The organism is Pantoea sp. SGAir0215 (assembly GCF_043543215.1).
The window spans coordinates 3,352,395-3,373,236 of the sequence record NZ_CP028031.1; the positions used below are offsets into that span (position 1 = coordinate 3,352,395).

General features: G+C 56.9%; 20 protein-coding genes and 1 other annotated feature. Of the genes, 9 read left to right on the forward strand and 11 right to left on the reverse strand.

From position 1 onward, the window contains the following. Positions 1 to 112: 112 nt before the first annotated feature. Both C1N64_RS15670 and dacD read right to left on the reverse strand, forming a co-directional pair. A complete protein-coding gene (locus tag C1N64_RS15670; protein ID WP_033740425.1) occupies positions 113 to 1,168 on the reverse strand; it encodes an FUSC family protein in 1,056 nt (351 codons plus the stop codon). Between the two features lie 209 nt (positions 1,169 to 1,377). Then, a complete protein-coding gene (gene dacD / locus C1N64_RS15675; RefSeq protein WP_172913000.1) occupies positions 1,378 to 2,535 on the reverse strand; it encodes a serine-type D-Ala-D-Ala carboxypeptidase DacD in 1,158 nt (385 codons plus the stop codon). Positions 2,536 to 2,732: 197 nt separating this feature from the next. Between dacD and sbcB the strand changes: the two genes are divergently transcribed. Beyond that, positions 2,733 to 4,154: an exodeoxyribonuclease I gene (gene sbcB / locus C1N64_RS15680; protein ID WP_058708388.1), complete on the forward strand. Its 1,422-nt coding sequence runs from the start codon at positions 2,733 to 2,735 to the stop codon at positions 4,152 to 4,154. 45 nt (positions 4,155 to 4,199) lie between these two features. Here sbcB and C1N64_RS15685 read toward each other — a convergent pair whose 3' ends face one another. The 5 genes from C1N64_RS15685 to ltnD form a co-directional block, all read right to left on the reverse strand. Beyond that, complete coding sequence (locus C1N64_RS15685) at positions 4,200 to 5,555, reverse strand: GntP family transporter (protein ID WP_054633499.1); 1,356 nt, start codon at positions 5,553 to 5,555, stop codon at positions 4,200 to 4,202. 128 nt (positions 5,556 to 5,683) lie between these two features. Next, complete coding sequence (otnI, locus tag C1N64_RS15690) at positions 5,684 to 6,469, reverse strand: 2-oxo-tetronate isomerase (protein WP_367143866.1); 786 nt, start codon at positions 6,467 to 6,469, stop codon at positions 5,684 to 5,686. Then, positions 6,469 to 7,095 (reverse strand): 3-oxo-tetronate 4-phosphate decarboxylase, encoded by a 627-nt coding sequence (locus C1N64_RS15695; protein WP_006119816.1) that lies wholly within the window; start codon positions 7,093 to 7,095, stop codon positions 6,469 to 6,471. The genes otnI and C1N64_RS15695 overlap by 1 nt, the downstream gene beginning before the upstream one ends. Beyond that, on the reverse strand, positions 7,088 to 8,350 hold the full coding sequence (gene otnK, locus C1N64_RS15700; protein WP_054633497.1) for a 3-oxo-tetronate kinase: 1,263 nt from the start codon (positions 8,348 to 8,350) through the stop codon (positions 7,088 to 7,090). The genes C1N64_RS15695 and otnK overlap by 8 nt, the downstream gene beginning before the upstream one ends. Then, positions 8,350 to 9,255, reverse strand: coding sequence for an L-threonate dehydrogenase (gene ltnD, locus C1N64_RS15705; protein ID WP_367143865.1), 906 nt, complete (start codon positions 9,253 to 9,255; stop codon positions 8,350 to 8,352). The genes otnK and ltnD overlap by 1 nt, the downstream gene beginning before the upstream one ends. Positions 9,256 to 9,519: 264 nt before the next feature. Here ltnD and ygbI point away from each other — a divergent pair, with 264 nt between their 5' ends. Continuing rightward, complete coding sequence (gene ygbI / locus C1N64_RS15710; RefSeq protein ID WP_006119819.1) at positions 9,520 to 10,287, forward strand: DNA-binding transcriptional repressor YgbI; 768 nt, start codon at positions 9,520 to 9,522, stop codon at positions 10,285 to 10,287. A gap of 41 nt (positions 10,288 to 10,328) precedes the next feature. Here ygbI and C1N64_RS15715 read toward each other — a convergent pair whose 3' ends face one another. The 3 genes from C1N64_RS15715 to C1N64_RS15725 form a co-directional block, all read right to left on the reverse strand. Next, on the reverse strand, positions 10,329 to 11,687 hold the full coding sequence (locus tag C1N64_RS15715) for an APC family permease (protein ID WP_039338101.1): 1,359 nt from the start codon (positions 11,685 to 11,687) through the stop codon (positions 10,329 to 10,331). After that, complete coding sequence (locus C1N64_RS15720) at positions 11,677 to 11,841, reverse strand: hypothetical protein (protein WP_006119821.1); 165 nt, start codon at positions 11,839 to 11,841, stop codon at positions 11,677 to 11,679. The genes C1N64_RS15715 and C1N64_RS15720 overlap by 11 nt, the downstream gene beginning before the upstream one ends. Before the next feature lie 224 nt (positions 11,842 to 12,065). Beyond that, entirely contained in the window at positions 12,066 to 13,481 is a 1,416-nt protein-coding gene (locus C1N64_RS15725) for a glutamine synthetase family protein (RefSeq protein WP_394514945.1), read from the reverse strand. A 213-nt stretch (positions 13,482 to 13,694) separates the two neighbouring features. On the opposite strand from C1N64_RS15725, the gene puuD reads away from it, so the two are divergent. From puuD to C1N64_RS15740, 3 genes are read left to right on the forward strand one after another with little or no spacing between them, the layout of a single operon-like run. Continuing rightward, entirely contained in the window at positions 13,695 to 14,456 is a 762-nt protein-coding gene (puuD, locus tag C1N64_RS15730) for a gamma-glutamyl-gamma-aminobutyrate hydrolase (RefSeq protein ID WP_394514946.1), read from the forward strand. Beyond that, positions 14,453 to 15,010 (forward strand): HTH-type transcriptional regulator PuuR, encoded by a 558-nt coding sequence (gene puuR, locus C1N64_RS15735; protein WP_054633493.1) that lies wholly within the window; start codon positions 14,453 to 14,455, stop codon positions 15,008 to 15,010. The genes puuD and puuR overlap by 4 nt, the downstream gene beginning before the upstream one ends. A gap of 27 nt (positions 15,011 to 15,037) precedes the next feature. Further along, positions 15,038 to 16,315 carry an NAD(P)/FAD-dependent oxidoreductase gene (locus tag C1N64_RS15740; protein ID WP_394514947.1) on the forward strand — a complete coding sequence of 426 codons (1,278 nt, stop codon included), beginning with the start codon at positions 15,038 to 15,040 and terminating at the stop codon, positions 16,313 to 16,315. A gap of 46 nt (positions 16,316 to 16,361) precedes the next feature. On the opposite strand, the gene C1N64_RS15745 is transcribed toward C1N64_RS15740, so the two are convergent. After that, entirely contained in the window at positions 16,362 to 17,189 is an 828-nt protein-coding gene (locus C1N64_RS15745) for an SDR family oxidoreductase (RefSeq protein WP_006119826.1), read from the reverse strand. A 178-nt stretch (positions 17,190 to 17,367) separates the two neighbouring features. Between C1N64_RS15745 and hisL the strand changes: the two genes are divergently transcribed. The 4 genes from hisL to hisC all read left to right on the forward strand — a co-directional run bounded on the left by hisL (position 17,368) and on the right by hisC (position 20,841). Next, positions 17,368 to 17,415: a his operon leader peptide gene (hisL, locus tag C1N64_RS15750; protein WP_100396937.1), complete on the forward strand. Its 48-nt coding sequence runs from the start codon at positions 17,368 to 17,370 to the stop codon at positions 17,413 to 17,415. Then, positions 17,391 to 17,511, forward strand: a sequence feature (His leader region). It overlaps the preceding gene by 25 nt. Before the next feature lie 52 nt (positions 17,512 to 17,563). Beyond that, a complete protein-coding gene (gene hisG, locus C1N64_RS15755) occupies positions 17,564 to 18,463 on the forward strand; it encodes an ATP phosphoribosyltransferase (RefSeq protein ID WP_375096419.1) in 900 nt (299 codons plus the stop codon). A gap of 3 nt (positions 18,464 to 18,466) precedes the next feature. Next, positions 18,467 to 19,774 (forward strand): histidinol dehydrogenase, encoded by a 1,308-nt coding sequence (gene hisD / locus C1N64_RS15760; RefSeq protein ID WP_394514948.1) that lies wholly within the window; start codon positions 18,467 to 18,469, stop codon positions 19,772 to 19,774. Continuing rightward, positions 19,771 to 20,841 carry a histidinol-phosphate transaminase gene (gene hisC / locus C1N64_RS15765; RefSeq protein WP_039338110.1) on the forward strand — a complete coding sequence of 357 codons (1,071 nt, stop codon included), beginning with the start codon at positions 19,771 to 19,773 and terminating at the stop codon, positions 20,839 to 20,841. The genes hisD and hisC overlap by 4 nt, the downstream gene beginning before the upstream one ends. Position 20,842 lies beyond the last annotated feature (1 nt).

Consider the following 20,842-nt stretch of genomic DNA (forward strand, 5'->3'; position numbering starts at 1 on the left):
ATCAGCTTAGCGGCCAGCCAGCCTTGTGGGCAATTCTCACAGCTAAATTCGGACTGGCTCTTATCTTAGCGCAAAAAAACCGGGTTTCGCATTAAGTCATTGTCTGAGGTGATTATTTACGCAGCGCCAGGCGCATCAAATCCGTCATGCGTTCCAGTTGCTTCGCCAGCTCCAGACTCAGCCAGACATAGCCATAAATCGGCGCTTCTTCCAGACGGTCACTCCCGTCAGCGATCAACTGCTTAAGCTCTTTGACGATTTCCGTTAACTCATGATTGGCCGCGATGATGTCGTAGGTTTCCCCCTTCACAGCCATGACCGATAAGGTTCGCAGCGCGTTTTCGGTCATCTCCTGCGTGCGGCGTAACGTCGGAGCATTCAGCATGATCAGATGACTTTCGCGTGATGCCCACCAGGCATTAATTTGCATCTCAATGGTGTACACCATATTACGGTTCAACGTCTGTATCGCTTCAAACACCGATTTGGGGATGCGGGTTTCTTTACTGGACGGCTCCAGCAGGGCACGCATTTTCACCACGCTGGTGAGCAGTTTGCCCAGCGGTTTGTTCAGCCGGGGCTTTTCCACGAGGTTGGCGGAAAACCCTGCATGGTAGATTTTGGCCATTTCTGCCAGCGTATCTGACAGCTGAATACGCCAGTGAATATACGCACGCTGCGCCCATATGGCCGTAAATAACAGCGCCAGTAACGATCCTAAAATGACATCGCCACCGCGCCACATCGCCACGGTGAAATCCCCCATTGGCGCGCCTACAACCACGCACAGCGTGATGCCAATCAGCAATGCCATGTAAGGGTGTTTCCCCAGCGTCAGATAGCCGCTGATAAACATGATCACTGCGCACCATGCCAGCATGCCGGGCAGCGAAATCATCTCCAGCCTGAGGGCGATAAGACCAGAGATTGACCCGGCAATCGTTCCGCCAATGCGTTGAATGGCGCGCGGGAAGACGTTTCCCCAGGTTGAGATCGGCCCCATCACCACAACCAGGGTAATCAGAGGCCAGGTGCCTTCGGGAATGCCCGTGACGCGGACAAGCAGAAACGCACACAGAAACGCCACTGCGATGCGTAACCCGTGCACGCTGCGGTAATGACGATATAACCAGAATTCCAGATTTGAGATGGGTTTATCAGAGCGCAAAGTCGCTTGTCCGCTGGTAAAAAAATGATTCTACGCGTCGCGCCCTGCCGATCCTGGCGCGCCGTCAATGTTTTCGCTTGTACAGCGTTGAGCGGACCATTATCAACAACCCTGCCCCGGAAATCAGCAAAATTCACCACGACGACAACACATGACGCACTATAGCGGGTTCATCCCTGCCCCGCGAAGGCGAAGCAGGGACGTAACGATTAGAACTTGCGTTTCAGGTAGTCCGTGATGCGGCTCACTACGCCCGCCTCGTTAACGGCGGTGAGTGCCACCAGCGGATAGCTGGCGATCTGCTTGTCCTTGTCCATCACCTGGATTTCACCAATATTCTCATTGGCTTTAAGTGGCGCTTCCAGGTCGGTGCGGTTGATCACGTATTTGGCTTTGACGTTCGGGATTTCGCTGCGCGGCAGTGACAGATAAACATCGTTTGCCGTGCCCACGTCAACCTGGTGCGGATTACCGTACCAGACATGTTCACTGCCAATTTTCTTACCGGCATGGAACAGTTGTACGGTATCAAACGTATTCTGGCCCCAGACCAGCAGCTTGCGCGCCTGCTCTTCACGCCCTTTCGCACTTTTCCCGCCCATGATGACGGCAATCAGGCGGTGCTGACCCACAATGTTGGAGGCAATGATATTGAAACCCGCCGTTTCAGTATGGCCCGTTTTCAGGCCATCGACGTGCAGGTTGTTGTCCCACAGCAGGCCGTTACGGTTGTTCTGGGTAATGCCGTTCCAGGTGAGGGTTTTTTCACGGTACATGGCATAGAAATCGGGCTCGCCATCAATAATGGCGCGCGACAGTTTTGCCATATCCAGTGCGCTGGAATATTGCCCCGGCGCATCCAGACCGTGTACGGTTTCGAAATGGGTATTCGTCAGCCCCAGTTTCTCCACGTAGTGGTTCATTAACTTAACAAAGTTGTCCTGGCTACCGGCCACGTAATCCGCCAGCGCAACGCAGGCGTCATTGCCTGAATCAATGATCACGCCGCGGCTGAGATCACGCACGCTTAACTTATCACCGGGCTTGAGAAACATCAGTGAGGAGCCTTTAAAGACCGGATTGCCTGCTGCCCAGGCATCTTTTCCCACCGTCACCATGTCGTCGCGGGTAATTTTCTTTTGGTCGATCGCGCGGTCGACCACATAGCCGGTCATCAGCTTGGTCAGACTGGCGGGATTCCGGCGCTCGTCGGGATTGCCCGCGGTCAGCACCTGCCCCGTGGTGGCGTCCATCAGCACCCAGGAGGCTGCATCAATCGCCGGTGGCGTCACAGGAAATGGCATATCGTCGGCCTGTGCCAGCGAAGCCCAAAAAACAGTTACGGTAATTAACAGACGCCTTTTCAACACTTCATCCTTAGTTGAGCAAGTAAAACGGACATGAACAGCGGGACGTTTTACGGCAAAACCCTTAATAAGGTTTAAATAAATTGAAAAAAAGTATGAACTGCTGCGCACCATTCAACAGCCTGCGCCCTGGCAGTTGTACTCAGGCACGCAGACGACTATCCTGAACGTTGATTTTTTGCAGACAGGACAGCGACGTGCCCGCCTCTGAATTCACTTTTTTGTTTCACGATTACGAAACCTTCGGCACCAGCCCGCAACGGGATCGTCCGGCACAGTTTGCCGGTTTGCGCACCGACAGCGAGTTCAATCCGATTGGCGAGCCAGAGGTATTCTACTGCCGCCCACCGGATGATTACCTGCCCCAGCCTGAAGCGGTCATGATCACCGGTATTACGCCGCAATTAGCCGCCTCCCGGGGCGTGAACGAGGCCGAGTTTGCTGCCCGTATTCATGCGCTGTTTACCACCGAACAAACCTGCGTCGTGGGTTATAACAACGTGCGCTTTGACGATGAAGTGACGCGCAATATCTTTTACCGCAACTTCTACGATCCGTACGGCTGGAGCTGGCAAAACGGTAATTCCCGCTGGGATTTGCTGGACGTGATGCGCGCCTGTTATGCGCTGCGCCCGGAAGGTATTAACTGGCCAGAGAATGATGACGGCTTTCCCAGCTTCCGGCTGGAGCATCTGACCAAAGCCAACGGCGTGGCGCACGAAAACGCCCATGATGCGATGTCAGATGTCTATGCCACGCTGGCAATGGCGAGACTGGTGAAAGAAAAACAGCCAAAACTGTTTGAGTTTTTGTTTACGCATCGCAACAAAAATAAGCTGATGACCCTGATCGACATCCCGCAGATGAAGCCGCTGGTCCATGTTTCTGGCATGTTTGGCGCGGCGCGCGGCAATACCAGCTGGGTGGTGCCGCTTGCCTGGCATCCGGACAACCGCAATGCGTTGATCGTGGTGGATTTGGCCGGGGATATTGCGCCCCTGCTGACGCTGGATGCGGACAGTTTGCGCGAGCGCCTGTACACACCTAAAAGCGAGCTGGGCGATCAGCCTGCTGTGCCGGTGAAACTGGTGCACATCAATAAGTGTCCGGTGCTGGCACCCGCTAATACCTTGCGTCCGGAAGATGCCGGGCGGCTGGGTATTGATCGTCAGTTCTGCCTGGATAATCTGGCCACGCTGCGTCAGCATCCTGACGTACGTGAAAAACTGGTGGCTATTTTTGCTGAGGCGGAACCTTTTGCGCCGTCAGAGGATGTCGACACGCAGCTCTATGACGGTTTCTTTAGCGATGCCGACCGCGCCGGAATGAACATCATCCGCCAGACCGCGCCTGCCAATCTGCCTGCGCTCAATCTGACATTTGACAGCCCACGGGTGGAAAAGCTGCTGTTTCGTTATCGCGCCCGTAATTTCCCCGGTACGCTGGATGATGCCGAACAACAGCGCTGGCTGCAGCATCGTCGTGAGGTTCTGAATCCAGAAAAAGTGCAGGCTTTTCTGATGGAGCTGGAATCGCTGGCCAGCCTGCACGAAGGGGACGCGGAAAAACTGTCTCAGCTTAAAGCGTTGTACCGGTACGCGCAGGAACTGGTGTCCTGACGTCCCGGCAGACCGGGAAGGTCTGTCGCCCTCCCGGTTTGTATATCAGATTACCCACCACAGCGCCCAGGTCAGGGCAAAGCCGCTCAGCCCCATCAGGGTCGTCAGTACCGTCCAGGTTTTTAAACCGTCCGCCACCGACAGACCCAGATAGCGCGTTACCACCCAGAAACCTGCATCATTCACGTGCGACAGGCCCAGACCGCCGAAGCACGCCGCCAGCGTGACCAGTACACGGTGCATATCATCTATGCCAGTCACGGCCTGGGTCAGTAATCCGCTGGTCGTGAGGATCGCCACGGTTGCCGAGCCCTGCGAAGCGCGTAGCGCCAGCGACAGAATAAACGCGGCAGGAATCAGGGGCAAATGCAGCGTTTCCAGCGCCCGCGCCAGCGCGTTGCCGACACCGGACTCCACCAGTACCTTACCAAACGCCCCGCCCGCGCCCGCCACCAGAATCACGCTGGCCGATCCCGGAATGGCGCGACCGGTCAGGTCCTCCAGCTTGTCCTTGCTCCAGCCACGACGCAGGCCCAGTAGCCAGGCGGCCAGTCCCAGGGCGATCAGCAGCGCAATCGGCGGGGTGCCAATAACCGTCATCACCTTGCGCAGCAGGCTGTCTTCCGTCAGCAGCGAGTGCGACAGCGTGCCTGCCACGATCAGCACAATCGGGACGACGATCAAACCGCTGATGGTCAGCGCGCCCGGCGGTGCGGGTTCATTTTTCTTCTGTACCCCTTCCGGCTTCGCCATCTGCAACTGTTCCAGTACCTCAACCGACAGGTGGTACTGCCGACGGTTCATTGCCTTTGCCACGTAATAGCCGAGGATACCGACCGGCACCGAGACCAGAATTCCCAGCATCATCAGCCAGCCCATATCAGTATGCAAAATGGCCGCGGCGGCGGCGGCACCAGGGTGCGTCGGCAGCGCCACATGCACAGTCAGCATGACGCCCGCCATCGGTAAGCCAAACTTCAACGGGGACACCCGCGCCACTTTGGTAAAGCCGTAGATCAGCGGAATGACAATGATAAAGCCCACTTCAAAAAATACCGGGATGCCTAAAATAAAGGCAGCCATCGTCAGGGCGGCAACGGTACGTTTCAGACCCAGCGTTTTGCTGAAACGCTGGGCCAGCGACTCTGCGCCGCCAGAGGCTTCGATGATGGCCCCCAGCATCGCCCCCAGCACGATAATGATAGTGATATGTCCCAGCAGTCCGCCCATCCCGCTGATAATGGTTTCCATGATTTTTTCAGCCGGAATACCGGTCGCGATGGCCACCAGCAGACTGACAATTAACAGGGCAACAAAGGGATGGACTTTGGCTTTAATGACCAGCAACAGCAATATCACAATGCTGGCGGTCGCAATGGCTAACAGCAACGCAGTCGTCATAGTAAACCTCTGGAATAGTTATCTTTTTTCGCGTTTTTTCGTTAAAGCTCAACCTGGTGCCGCTCCGTTTCAGAGACGAGCAGAATGGCACCGGTACCGCAGCACCGGTGTGATTTTTTCACGTTAACTCAGCGGTTTTTCATCCAGGGCACCAGCCAGCTCAGTCCCTCTACGGTGTCGCCGCGCGGGAAATATTCGCAGCCGACCCAACCGTCGTAGCCCACCTCATCTAACAGGCTGAACAGCCAGGGGTAGTTGATCTCGCCCTCGTCAGGTTCATGCCGACTGGGCGCGGCGGCGATTTGCACATGGCGATAACGTCCGGCGTAATGGCGAATCAGATGGCTGAGATTGCCGTCCACAATCTGGGCATGAAACAGATCCAGTTGGGTGAATACGTTGGGCCGGTCGATAAAGTCGACCATCTCCAGCGTCTGATACTGGCTGGCATAGAGATAGTGCGGTTTGGTCGTGGGATTAAGGGCTTCGATCAACAAGCGGATGTTATACGGGGCAAATCGTTCTGCCGCGTAGCGCATGTTGCGGATGAATGTCTCGACATAGCGCTGGCGATCGGCACCCGGCGGCACCGTTGCGGCCATGATATGCACCTGTGGGCAATCCAGCGCCCGTGCATATGCCAGCGCCCGGTCGATATCTGCGCGCGCGTCGGCTTCCCGTCCGGGAATAGCCGAAACGCCCCATTCCCCCGCGTCAACGTTGCCCGGTGCGCTGTTAAACAGCACCAGTTTAAGCCCGTTATCCGCCAGCAGCGCTTTCAGTTGCTCAGCCGGATATTCGTAGGGAAACAGAAACTCGACCGCGCTGAAGCCCGCCTGTGCCGCCGCGGCAAAGCGTTGCAGAAAAGGCATTTCGTTGAACTGGGTAGATAAGTTAGCTGCAAACTTTGGCATTACCGGCTCCTGAGTTCAGCGACGTCGTCGGCGGTTAAATAACGAATGGCGCGATCGCCCAGGGTAAACATCAGACGCGCCGTTTCTTCCAGCTCCTCGGTATTATCCGCCGCTTCGCGCAAGGTTTTGCCGACCACCACCGGACCATGGTTTGCCAGCAGGAAGGCGCGGTAACGCGGGGCAAGCAGCGCCAGATCCTCCGCCAGCCGCGCATCACCCGGTTTATAATAAGGCACCACCGGTACATCGCCTACCCGCATCACCACATAGGGCGTGAACGGGCGGATGCAGTTCTGGCTGTCCAGATGTTGCAGGCAGGAAAGCGCGGTCAGGTAGTGACTGTGCAGGTGAACCACCGCCCGACAGTCCGGATTATTCAGGTAGAGCGCCCGGTGAAAGGCGATCTCTTTCGACGGTTTATCCCCGGCTATCCACTCCCCCTGTAACGTCACGTTAGACAGACGCTCCGCATCCAGTTCCCCCAGGCAGGACCCCGTGGGCGTTGCCAGTAAGGTGCCGTCGTCCAGCAGCAGCGACAGATTACCGGCCGAGCCGGTGGCGTAACCACGCTGGAAGAACGAGGCACCCAGTCTGACCATCTCTTCGCGGGCCTGTTGTTCAGTCATGTGAAAACTCCGTTTGTGCGCGGCGGAAGAACTGCTCATCGCCAAAATTGCCAGACTTCAGCGCCAGTGACAGCGGCTGCTGGATATCTCTGACCCAGGGCACACCGGGCGAAATCACCGGACCAATATGGAAGGCGGTCACGCCCAGGCTTTGGGCGACCACGCCCGAGGTTTCGCCGCCCGCCACGATAAAGCGCTGCCAGCCGCGGGATTGCAGATCTCTCGCCACCTGAGCAAACAGTTGCTCTACCGCCTCACTGCTGCGCTGTGCACCGAAATGCTGCTGGATCGACTGCAGCTGTTGCGCATCCGCAGTGGCAAAGAGCATCGGGGCCAGCGGCCCGTCGGCATGCTCAACGACCCAGTCGCACAGCGCCCCGGCGTACTGTTCATCGTTGAGGCAGCGCTCAACGTGAATTTCCCGGGCGGGTGCCTGCTGGCGATACGCGTTGACCTGGCGGTTGGTCATTGGTGAACAGGAACCCGAAAGCACCACGGCCCGCTGCCCCTGCGGATAGCCCGCGCGCTGCGCCTGACCATCGTCGCAGCCAGATGTTGACCACTGGCGCGCCAGGCCAATGGCCAGCCCGGAGCCGCCCGTGACCAGCCGCATCGACGTCAGCGCTTCGCCCTGATTCAGCAGATGCTGCTCAGTAAGCGTGTCGATTACGGCATAGTTCACGCCCTGAGCACGCAGATGTTCAAGTTGCTCTGTTATCGCGCCTGCGCCCTGCTCGACCGTGGCTAACGGAATAAGCCCGGCTTTTCCCGTGCTCTGACACGCCATCAGTCTTAGCAGGTTACTGTCGGTCATCGGCGTGACAGGATGATGGCGCATGCCGGACTCCGACAGCAGGTGTTCCCCCACAAACAGGTAGCCCTGATAAACGGTACGTCCGTTGACCGGCAATGCCGGGCAGATCACCGTCAGCGTCTCATTCAGCGCGGCCATGAGCGCATCCGTCACCGGACCGATGTTACCCGCAGCGGTGCTGTCGAACGTGGAACAGTACTTGAAATAAAAGCGCTCACAGCCTTGCGCCTGCAGCCAGCGCAGCGCCGCAAGCGACTGACTGACGGCCAGCGCCGGCGCACAGGATCGCGATTTCAGACTGACCACAATGGCCTGGGCATCCGGGACCGTTGTCTGTTCTGGGATGCCGTTAAACTGAATGGTAGAAAGCCCGTTCTGCACCAGAAAGCTGGCAATGTCGGTTGCGCCGGTAAAATCGTCGGCGATCACCCCTAAGCGCATCACATCGCCTCCTCGCGCTGGGGCAGCGTAATGCCGCTGAAGATTTTAATCACCGCACTGTCATCCTCGCGGCCAAAACCGGCATTGCTGGCCTCAGTGAACATATTCAGCGCGGTAGAGGCCAGCGGTAGCGGGAAATGCAGGGCTTTCGCCGTATCGGCGACCAGATTCAGGTCTTTGACAAAGATGTCCACTGCGGATTTCGGTCGATAGTCGCCGTCGACGACATGGCGCATACGGTTTTCAAACATCCATGAGTTGCCCGCTGCGTTAGTGACCACCTCATACATCGTATCGAGCGGAATCCCGGCGCGGGCGGCCAGCGCCATGGCTTCGGCCCCGGCGGCAATGTGCACGCCCGCCAGCAGCTGATGAATGATTTTGACTGTCGATCCCTGACCGATTTCCGTGCCGACGCGGTAAACCTTTGCGGCGACGGCATCCAGTACCGGTTGCAAAGCCGCAAAGGCCGCATCGCTCCCGGATGCCATCACGGTCATCTCGCCACTGGCGGCTTTGGCGGCCCCGCCGGACACTGGCGCATCCAGCATCAGCAACTGACAGTCCGCCAGTCTGGCGGCGATCTGCTGCGCATCCTGCGCGGACAAGGTGGAGGATACCATCACCGCCGTGCCCGGCTTCAGCCTGGCCGCCAGCCCCTGCTCGCCAAACAGAATCGCATTAACCTGCCGGGCATTCACGACCAGCAACAGGACAGCATCCAGGTGTTCGGCAAAGGCATGAGCCGACGACTGCGCGTCACGCGCACCTGCCTGGCGCAGCGTTTCGCAGGCCTGCGGATTCAGATCAACGCCCCATGTCGCCAGCTCAGCCCGGATGCAGGACTGCGCCGCGCCCATTCCCATTGAGCCTAAACCTATGACACAGATGTTTGAAGCGGGCATCGGTGGCCTCCCTTGTTAAATTAAGTGAATTTTTGGTCTCTGCTGGTAATAGTGGCAGGAAAGTGCAGGTAAAAACGTGCCGTATTTCACATAAATTAACTTCATAAGGCCGCAGTTGAACATTTATTCACATCAGCCACGTAACTGTTATTACCAGGTATCGCGGTCAAATCGCCACCAGCAAAGGGGATCTGGTGCAAAATTTCCGTGCGTCTTTGTGAAGGCATCCCCTACAATGTGAAAAAATGATAAACCGAGGTGTATATGATCCCCGTTGAGCGTCATCAACAGATTCTGGCACTGGTGGCCGAGCGCGGCGTAATGAGCATCGCCGAACTGACCGAGCGTTTTGGCGTGTCACACATGACGATTCGTCGGGACGTGCAGAAGCTGGAGGAACAGGGCGCGGTGCTGTCGGTTTCCGGTGGCGTGCGCTCCGCTAACCGCCTGGCGAGCGAACCCTCGCACCTGACCAAGACCGCGCTGTGTAATGAAGAAAAAAACGCTATTGGCAAATTGGCCGCTCAGCTGATTCCGCCTGACAGCTGTATTTATCTGGATGCCGGTACGACCACACTGGCGCTGGCGCGGGAAATTGCCGACAGGGAGGACCTGTTAGTGGTCACCAATGATTTTATGGTGACCAATTTGCTGATGGAGGCGAGCCGCTGCCGGGTGATTCATACCGGTGGCACCGTATGTCGGGATAACCGTTCCTGCATTGGCGATGCAGCCGCACGCCACCTGCGGCAACTGGCAATTGACATTGCCTTTGTCTCCACTTCCAGTTGGGGATTGCGCGGTTTGTTTACGCCGGATGAAGACAAGGTAGCGGTTAAACAGGCCGTGTGTGACGTCAGCAGCAAACGCGTGCTGCTCAGCGACAGCTCGAAATACGATAAAATCGCGACGTGGCTGGCCTTACCGCTGGAAAAGTTTGATGTGATTGTGACAGATGATCAGTTAAATGCCGCAGGACGGAATGCGTTACAGGCAGGAAGCTGGGAACTGATGCTGGCAAGTAAAAGCTGACAGAAAACGGCCCTGCTCTGTGAATGAGCAGGGCCGGGGGATTACACTTCTTCGCTAAACTGTGGAACGGGATTGCGGAAGCTGCGCGTCACAAAGGCCAGGTAAACAATACCAATCGCGGCCCAGATCAGTCCCAGCACCATAGAACTTTGCTCCAGGTTAACCCACAGTGCACCCACGGTCAGGGCACCCATCATCGGCAGAACCAGATACTGGACGTGATCTTTCAGGGTCTTATTCCGTTTTTCACGTACCCAGTACTGCGCAATCACTGACAGGTTAACGAAGGTAAACGCAACCAGCGCACCAAAGTTAATCAGCGCAGTCGCGGTGACCAGATCGAAGTTGATCGCCATCAACGCTACGGCACCCACCAGAATCACGTTCAGGGACGGCGTGCGCCATTTTGGATGGATATAGCCGAAGAAACGCTCCGGGAACACACCATCACGGCCCATCACGTACATCAGACGTGAAACGCCTGCGTGCGCTGCCATACCGGACGCCAGTACCGTGACCACAGAGAAGATCAGGATACCGATCTGCAACGCTTTACCGGCCACATACAGCATGATTTCAGGCTGCGACGAATCCGGCTCTTTAAAGCGCGAGATGTCCGGGAAATACAGTTGCAGGAAGTACGACGCGACAATAAACATCAGGCCACCAATCAGCGCCGTCAGGAAAATCGCACGCGGAATGGTACGTTCTGCATCTTTCGTTTCTTCTGACAGCGAACTGATGCCGTCAAAACCGAGGAATGAGAAACACAGAATCGTCGCACCGGTGATCATCGGCACCACATGGGCGTTTTCAGACCAGAACGGTTTACTGCTTACCACTGTTCCCGCACCTTCGCCGTGCGCCACGCCGTAAATCACCATCGCGGTGATACCGACCATGACCACCACCTGAAGGATGACAATCACGCTGTTGAAGTTAGCGACCGTTTTGATGCCCTTAAGGTTGGAGAGCGTCATAAAGCCCACCAGCAGCACCACGAAAATCCACGACGGGATCCCTGGCACCAGGGTTTCAAAATAGTTTTTAGCCAACAGAATGTTGATCATCGGCATGAACAGATAGTCCAGCAGCGATGACCAGCCCACCATAAAGCCGACGTGCGGACTGATGGCCTTCTGAGCATAGGTATAAGCGGAGCCCGCAGATGGGAAGCGGCGTACCAGCTTACCGTAACTCACGGCGGTAAACAGAATCGCAATCAGGGCGAAAGCATAAGCGGTGGCAACGTGACCGTCCGTCAGGCCCGATACGATACCAAAGGTATCAAACAGGGTCATCGGCTGCATGTAGGCCAAGCCCATCATGACAACAGGAAGTAACGTCAGCGTTTTTTTCAGTTGGGCACGTTGTGGTGCGGCAGAGGTATTAAGCGACATGCTTCAGTCCTCCTTGCGCAGCAACCTGGCTGGGTTGATTCACAAGGAAACTGCGCATTAAGCGACAGGGAGTAAGGCTGGCGGCCAGCGCGGCGCCGTAGTCATCACGGAAACGTGTACCAGCCTGGGCTGGCAGAGTGTTAAACATCCCCATCTTTACATCCTCAATCTCACGCGGCTGCGTGTTTTCAGTGTTTATCTATCCGGGTGCGTGCCCGGCCTCGTTGGTGTCAGCTAAATGCTACGCGTTAAAAACAATATGCAAAAAAATAACCGGCGCGGTGAGCGTCGGTTATGTTCTGAATTTGCAGGGGGCGTATTTTGCCCTAACCCAACGCATTATTTCAAGACGTTGTCGCATAGAATGCAAAATTTTAATCAGGCGTTTTTCAGCATCCAGTCAATTTCGGTGGCAGTGATTAATCTTTCGAACTGCATAAGCTCATAATTTTTGCAGCTAAACCACACTTTGGCAAATTTCTCACCCAGTAATTTTTGTAAAGGATAGCTGCTTTCGAAGGCATAGAGTGCATCGCTCTGCCGAATCGGCAGCGGCAGCCCTTCCGCTTCATGGCCGTTTCCTTTAACCGGCTGTGGCAGCGGCAGCTGCGTATCGAGGCCGTGCAACATGCCCGCCAGAATGGTAGCCATGACGAGATAAGGATTCGCATCCGCCCCGGCTACCCGGTACTCGATGCGGCGACTTTCCAGATCGCCACAGGGAATACGCAACGCTACCGTACGGTTATTGTGGCCCCACGACGCCTGCAAAGGAACGTAGGCATCGGGCACAAAACGACGGAAGGCATTGACGTTGGGGGCCAGCAGCGCCATGGAAGCAGGCATAAGGTCAATCATGCCCGCCAGCGTGCGTTTCAGCAGCGGGGAATCGCTTCCGTCATCACAGGCAAAGGCATTATGGTCAGCGGCATCAAGCATGCTGATATGGACGTGCATCCCGCTTCCGGCGTAGTCCTCATAGGGTTTTGCCATAAATGTTGCCGTCATGCCGTGGTTCTCTGCCACCTGGCGGATAAGGCGCTTGAGCTGGATAGCATGGTCGCAGGCGCTCAGCACATCACGGGTATGATGGAGATTGATTTCGAATTGCCCCGGCGAGGCTTCCGCCAGCGCGCCATCCGCAGGAATGCCCTGCAGACGGGCCAGCGCATCAATATCACGCAGGACATCGGCGAAGTGATCGAGATTATCCAGCGAGTAAACCTGGCTTTGTCTGTTGCGATCGTCACTGCCTGGCGCACAGGGCGGTTGAATATAGCCTTCTGCATCGCGCTTTTTATCGACCAGATAGAACTCCAGCTCTACCGCTACCACCGGAAACAGTCCACGATTACGCAGCTGTTGCCACAGCCGGTTCAGAACATTTCGGGGTTCAACGTCAAAGGGAGTGCCATCTTGGTTGCACATGGTTAACAGCAGTTGTGCAATGTGTTGCGGATCGGCGGCGGAGGGGACGAGCGTGCCATGGACGGGAAGGCAGAGGTTATCGGGTTCACCAAGCGACTGGCCCAGACCGGCCTCTTCGACGGTATTGCCGAGAATATCCATGGCAAAAACCGAGGCGGGAAAGTAGCAGCCTTTTTCCAGCCTGGCTAAGGCCGAAACCGGGATGCGCTTACCGCGAAAAACACCATTTAAATCGTTGAGCAAGATATCGACATACTGCGTTTCAGGGTGGCGCTCCAGCCAGTTTTTCACTTCTTGCTGGAACGCGCTGGTTCGTCTCTCTTCACTGTGAAGCGTGAAGTCTTCTACTTCTACCAGGTTAGTCATGATTTCATCCGCCTTTGACCACAAAAATGGGAGTGCGTAATGCTCAAAAAAACCGCCACTCATCTAACATAGCTCTAACGTAAAAAGTGTGCAAATGTAACAAATCTGTTTGAAGATCGACCAATGGATTGCTAGATTGACAAAATATTGCACACTTAACCATCAGACATGCCCTTTTCGTCAAATATTTCGAACAGCAGTTAAGGGGGAAAGATGGGCATTATTTTTGACAAGCCTTTGATTGGCGTAGTGATGTGCCAGACGCACAATCAGGGCCACCCGATTCAGTCTGTCCACAACAAATATCTTGATGCCATCGTCCTGGCGGGCGGCGTGCCGCTTGCCCTGCCCCATCACCTTATGGCTGCCCCGCATCTATCAGAAAACGCTATGGCTGTGCTGGACGGCATTCTGCTGACCGGGAGCCCCAGCCACCTGGAGCCCTGGCTGTATGGCGAAGAAGGCGAAGAGCCGGAGGCAGATGCCGGCCGCGATCGCCTGGCGTTTAACCTTATTACGCATGCTGTCGGCAAACAGATGCCGCTGCTGGGCATATGTCGGGGCATGCAGGAGCTGGTCGTGGCCAACGGTGGTGCCCTGTATCGCCACCTTGACCACCATCCGCAGTTTCAGCGCCACCATGCAGACGAGGATGCCTTACCTGAACAAACTTACGCACCCGCTCATGCCATCCAGATTGCACCGGGAGGATTGCTGGACAGGCTGCTGGGGCGTGCGCCGATCACCGTCAACTCCGTTCATCACCAGGGCATTCGTGAAGCGGGACCGCAGGTGCGCGTTGAGGCCCGTGCGCCCGATGGTCTGATTGAGGCGGTCAGCCTGCCAGCGCACCCTTTCGCCCTTGCCGTACAGTGGCATCCTGAATGGCAGCTGAAACCCGCCACGCCGTCCTTTGCGCTGTTTGACGGCTTTGTTCAGGCCGCCCTGCACTATCACCAGAGGAAAAAGGTATGAATGATGCGGCTCAGGCTCCGGGACGCCGCCTGGCGCAGATCCGTCAGGCCATGGGACTGTCACAACGGCGCGTCGCGGAACTGGCCGGACTGACCCACAGCGCCATCAGTACTATCGAACAGGATAAGGTCAGCCCGGCGGTCAGCACGCTGCAAAAGTTGCTGAAGGTTTATGGCCTGTCTTTGTCTGCGTTTTTTTCGGAGCCGCACGCTGAGGACGCGCCCAAAGTGGTGGTCCGGCCTGAAGATCTGCTGGAAATCGGCAGTCAGGGCGTTTCGCTTAAACTGGTTGATAACGGCACGAAAACCCGGGCGTTAGGCATGTTACTGGAAACTTACCAGCCAGGTGCCAGCACCGGCGAAAAGTTACGCCATGCGGGCGAAGAGACCGGCACTCTGCTGGAAGGACGCATCGTACTGGAAGTTAACGGTCAGCAATTTCATCTGACGGCCGGCGAAAGTTACGTGATCGATACGGGTTTGCCGCACAGTTTTACCAACCAGGCCGATGTGCCCTGTCGCATCGTCAGCGCCCATACGCCCGCCAATTTTTAATCAGGGACGTTCGCCAAGGAGCTTGATATGAATTACGTAGAAAACTACTACACCTCCACACGGACCCCCCATGCGCCCTGGCCGGTGCTGCAGGAAAGCATCCAGTGTGACGTTTGCATTATTGGTGCCGGTTTTACGGGCTTATCGGCCGGCCTGTTTTTAACCGAAGCGGGTTACGATGTGGTGCTGCTTGAAGCGGCTCGCGTTGGTTATGGTGCCAGCGGCCGCAATGGCGGCCAGGCCGTGAACTCCTACAGCCGCGACGTGGATGTGATTGAACAACGCTACGGCAAAGACAGCGCGAAAATGCTGGGCAGTATGATGTTTGAAGGCGGTGATATTATTCGTGATCGTATCGACCGTTACGCGATCGCCTGCGATTACCGCCCGGGCGGTATCTTCGCCGCGTTTAACCGCCGTCAGATGGCGCACCTGGCCAGTCAAAAAGCCGCCTGGCAGCGTTACGGTAACGACCAGCTTGAACTGTTAGATGAGCGCGGCATTCGTCGCGAGATCGGCTCAGAGCGCTATGTAGGTGGGCTGCTCGACAAACGCGGCGCACATCTGCATCCGCTGAATCTGGCGCTGGGAGAAGCCGAAGCCATTCGTCGCCACGGCGGTCGTATCTATGAACAGTCCGCCGCGTTAAGCGTCAGCTACGGTTCACCTAATCGGGTAAAAACGGCACAGGGAGAAGTCAGCGCCACGTTTCTGATTTTTGCCGGCAATGCTTATCTGCCTTCCGAACTCGAACCGCGCCTGAGTCGCAAAAGCATGCCGTGCGGCTCGCAAATCATCGCCACCGAACCGCTGTCCCGTGACCGGGCATTAGCGCTGTTACCCAACAACTATTCGGTAGAAGATTCCAATTATCTGCTGGACTATTTCCGCCTGACCGCCGACAACCGGCTGCTCTATGGTGGCGGTGTGGTTTATGGGGCGCGCGAGCCTGGCGATGTGATCACGATGATCCGGCCTAAAATGCTACGCACCTTTCCGCAGTTGCAGGACGTGAAGATTGATTTCGCCTGGAGCGGAAATTTTCTGCTGACGCTGTCGCGCATGCCACAGTTTGGTCGGCTGGAAAACAACGTCTACTTTATGCAGGGCGACAGCGGCCACGGCGTGACCTGCACGCACCTTTCCGGCAAGCTGATAAGCGAAGTGTTACGTGGGGATGCTGAGCGCTTTGATGCCTTCGCGAAGCTTCCGCATCTGCCCTTCCCTGGCGGACGGCGATTTAAAGTGCCGCTGACGGCCATGGGTGCCGCCTGGTATGCCTTACGCGACCGACTCGGCGTGTGATCAGGAACAGAACACAACGCTTTCCCCGCTAAGGGGAAAGCCACACTCACTCCAGCGGCATTTTCTGCGGATCGTCGTAGCGGTATTCAAAGCCCAGCTCGTGACAGATACGCGCGCCGTCAATCAACTTACCGCTGTCGTCGTGCGTCTGCGGTTCAAAGGTGGGCGGCGTCATGCCCAGCTGGCGCGACACACAGGGATAGAAATGGGCGCGGGACGGATGTTTCAACGCACACAGGTTAAACGTCCTGCCGCCTTTTGGCGTTTGCAGCAGCAGCATAATCGCCTCCACCACATCATCCAGATGCACCAGATTCACCCCGTGCGATCCATTGGGTAAATCCTGTTTGCCGGCCAGGAAGCGACCGGGATGCCGTTTCGGGCCCACCAGCCCGGCCAGACGCAATACATCGACGCTGGTGCCGGGTAAGTCGTGCAGCCAGTTTTCCAGGTCCACCAGCGTTTTGCCTGCCGTGGTTTCTGGTTGAAGCGGGCTTTTCTCCGTTTTGATACCGGCGCTGCCGCCATAGACGGAGGTGGAACTGGTAAAGATGATCCGTGGGACATTGCGCGCCAGCGCGGTATCCACTACGTTTTGTACTGCCTGCACATAGGCGTCGCCGCCCTCTGCCGTGCGGCTGGCGGGCAGGGTGACAACCAGCGCATTCACGTCAAACAGCGCCTCCAGGTCCTCGGCCTCACAGACCAGTTCGGGCGTCAGTTCAAGTTGAAACGCATCGATGCCACAGCGACGGGCCGCCTCTACGCCATCCGGCGTGGTTTTACTGCCGGTCACCTGCCAGCCTCGCGCGGTCAGCGCCATCGCAAGCGGCATGCCCAGCCAGCCGAGTCCTACAATTGCGACCTTTTTCATATTGTCTCCTGCTGCGAACGTCAAGATTCAGCCATCTTAAGCTGCCCCTGAGTTGCAAACCAGTGCAAAGTGTTTCTGTGCTTTGCGAAGAACAACATTAAAAAAGAGTTGCCAATTTCAACTATCTTCGTTAGGTTAATTCCACACAAATGAATAACTTTTCATTATCGAGAATTTTATGACACGCGTTCAGTTCAACCATCATCACCACCATCACCCTGACTAGTCTTTCAGGCGATGTGTGCTGGAAGACGTCTAGGATCTTCCAGTGGTGCGAACGCAAGAGAACCCCCGGAAGATCGTCTTCCGGGGGTTTTTTTATGGGCTGACGCAAAATACGCATTCAGGACAGGTTAATTAAGGGGACAGGAAAAATGTTAGACAATAGCCGTTTACGCATAGCTATGCAGAAATCAGGTCGGTTGAGCGATGATTCACGCGAGCTGCTGGCGCGCTGCGGGATCAAAATCAATCTTCAGCAACAGCGTCTGATCGCCTTCGCTGAAAATATGCCTATTGATATTCTGCGCGTGCGCGATGACGATATTCCGGGCCTGGTGATGGACGGCGTGGTCGACCTGGGCATTATCGGCGAAAACGTGCTGGAAGAAGAGTTACTGACGCGCCGCGCACAGGGGGAAGATCCTCGCTACTTCACGCTGCGTCGCCTCGACTTTGGCGGCTGTCGTCTGTCACTGGCCATGCCGGTCGATGACGCTTACACCGGCCCGCAGTGCCTGAACAATGCCCGCATCGCCACCTCCTATCCTCACCTGTTAAAACAGTATCTCGACAAGCAAGGTATCGCCTTTAAATCCTGTCTGCTGAACGGCTCGGTCGAAGTGGCGCCGCGTGCCGGCCTGGCTGATGCGATCTGCGATCTGGTCTCCACCGGTGCCACGCTGGAAGCGAACGGTCTGCGTGAAGTTGAAGTGATCTATCGTTCTAAAGCCGTGCTGATTCAGCGCGACGGCGACATGCCCGCGGCCAAGCAGGAGCTGATCGATAAAATGATGACCCGTATTCAGGGCGTGATTAAAGCACGTGAATCCAAATACATCATGTTGCATGCACCGAGCGATCGTCTGGAAGAAGTCATCAGCCTGCTGCCGGGCGCCGAGCGTCCAACCGTGTTACCGCTGGCGGGCGATGTGAGCCGTGTGGCAATGCACATGGTGAGCAGCGAAACGCTGTTCTGGGAAACCATGGAAAAACTCAAAGCGCTGGGTGCCAGTTCGATTCTGGTGCTGCCAATCGAAAAAATGCTGGAGTAAACGATGAGCAAAATCATGACACCCGTGAACTGGCAGGCGTGCAGCGCGGAGGCGCAACAGGCGCTGCTGGCACGCCCGGCGCTGTCTGCCTCTGACAGCATCAGTCAGATTGTGCGTGACGTTCTGGCGCGCGTGAAAAGCGAAGGCGACGCAGCTCTGCGCGATTTTAGCGCGCGCTTTGACAAGGTTGAGCTGACGGATTTTCGCGTGACCGCTGAGCAGATGCAGGCTGCCAGCGATCGTCTCAGTGATGAACTCAAACAGGCAATGGCGGTGGCGGTCGCCAATATCGAGACTTTCCACCGTGCGCAGATTCTGCCAGCCGTGGATATCGAAACCCAGCCGGGCGTGCGTTGCCAGCAGGTGACGCGCCCGATGCAATCGGTCGGCCTCTATATTCCCGGGGGGACCGCCCCGCTGTTTTCCACCGTATTGATGCTGGCGACACCGGCACGTATTGCCGGATGCGGCCGCGTGGTGCTGTGCTCACCGCCGCCAATTGCCGACGAGATTCTCTATGCGGCCCAGCTGTGTGGCGTAGAAGAAGTATTTCAGGTGGGCGGTGCGCAGGCCATTGCCGCCCTGGCCTTCGGCACCGAGACCGTGCCGAAAGTGGCTAAAATTTTCGGACCGGGCAACGCCTGGGTCACCGAAGCCAAACGTCAGGTCAGCCAGAGCCTCGATGGCGCGGCTATCGATATGCCCGCGGGCCCGTCAGAAGTGCTGGTGATCGCCGACGACGGTGCCACGCCCGCGTTCGTGGCGTCCGACCTGTTGTCTCAGGCGGAACACGGGCCGGATTCGCAGGTGATTCTGCTGACGCCTTCACAGGGACTGGCTGAGCGCGTGGCTGACGCTGTCGAACAACAGCTGGCGCAGCTGCCGCGTGCCGCCACGGCCCGTAAGGCGCTGGAAAGCAGCCGCCTGATCGTGGCCCGCGATTTGCAACAGTGTGTGGCGATTTCCAACCGCTATGGTCCGGAGCACCTGATTCTGCAAACCCGCACGCCGCGCGACCTGGTTGAGCAAATCACCAGCGCAGGCTCCGTGTTCCTGGGCGACTGGTCGCCCGAGTCTGCAGGCGATTATGCCTCCGGCACGAACCATGTGCTACCTACCTATGGTTATACCGCGACCTGCTCCAGCCTGGGGCTGGCCGACTTCCAGAAACGTATGACGGTACAGGAACTGACGCCGCAGGGCTTTATGGATCTCGCCGCCACCATTGAAACCCTGGCCGCCGCGGAGCAGCTGGATGCCCACAAAAATGCCGTCACGTTGCGCGTCACCGCGCTCAAGGAGCAAGCATGAGTCAGGATATTGAAAAACTGGCCCGCGCCAATGTGCGTGCGCTGACGCCCTATCAGTCGGCGCGCCGTCTGGGCGGCAACGGTGATGTCTGGCTGAATGCTAACGAGTTTCCGCTGCCGGTGCCCTTTGAGCTGTCGCAGCAAACCCTGAACCGCTACCCGGAATGCCAGCCGAAGCAGGTAATCACCCGCTATGCGGCTTACGCGGGCCTGTCTCCTGAGCAGGTGCTGGTCAGCCGCGGCGCAGATGAAGGCATTGAGCTGTTGATGCGGGCGTTCTGTGAGCCCGGCAAAGACGCGATTCTGTTCTGCCCACCGACTTACGGTATGTACAGCGTCAGCGCGGAAACCATCGGCATTGAGTACCGTACCGTGCCGGCACGTGAAGACTGGCAGTTGAACCTGCCCGCGATTGCCGAACAGCTCGACGGTGTGAAAGTCGTTTATATGTGCAGCCCGAACAACCCCACGGGCAACCTGATTGATCAGGACGCTATCCGTCAGCTACTGGCGATGACCGCCGGCAAAGCGCTGGTCGTCGCGGATGAAGCCTATATTGAATTTTGTCCACAGGCGACGCTGGCGGGCTGGTTGCGCGAATATCCGCACCTGGTCATTCTGCGCACCCTGTCGAAAGCCTTCGCGCTGGCCGGTCTGCGCTGCGGATTTACGCTGGCGAATAAGCCGGTTATCGACCTGCTGATGAAGGTGATTGCGCCCTATCCGCTGGCGACGCCGGTGGCCGACGTGGCGGGCCAGGCACTGAGCGACGAAGGGATTGCCTTAATGCGCCAGCACGTCGATGAGCTGAATGCCAACCGTAGCTGGTTGTTTGAACAGTTGCCGCAAATTCGCGTCGTGGAGCAGGTCTTCCCCAGCGAAACCAACTATATTTTGGTGCGCTTTACCGATTCACCAAAGGTGTTTAAAACCTTGTGGGATCAGGGCATTATTTTGCGTGACCAAAACAAGAACCCCGGCCTCGCAGGTTGTCTGCGCATCTCGGTGGGAACCCGCACCGAGTGCGAACGCCTGATCGCCGCGCTGCAAGCCTTATCTCTGGAGTAAG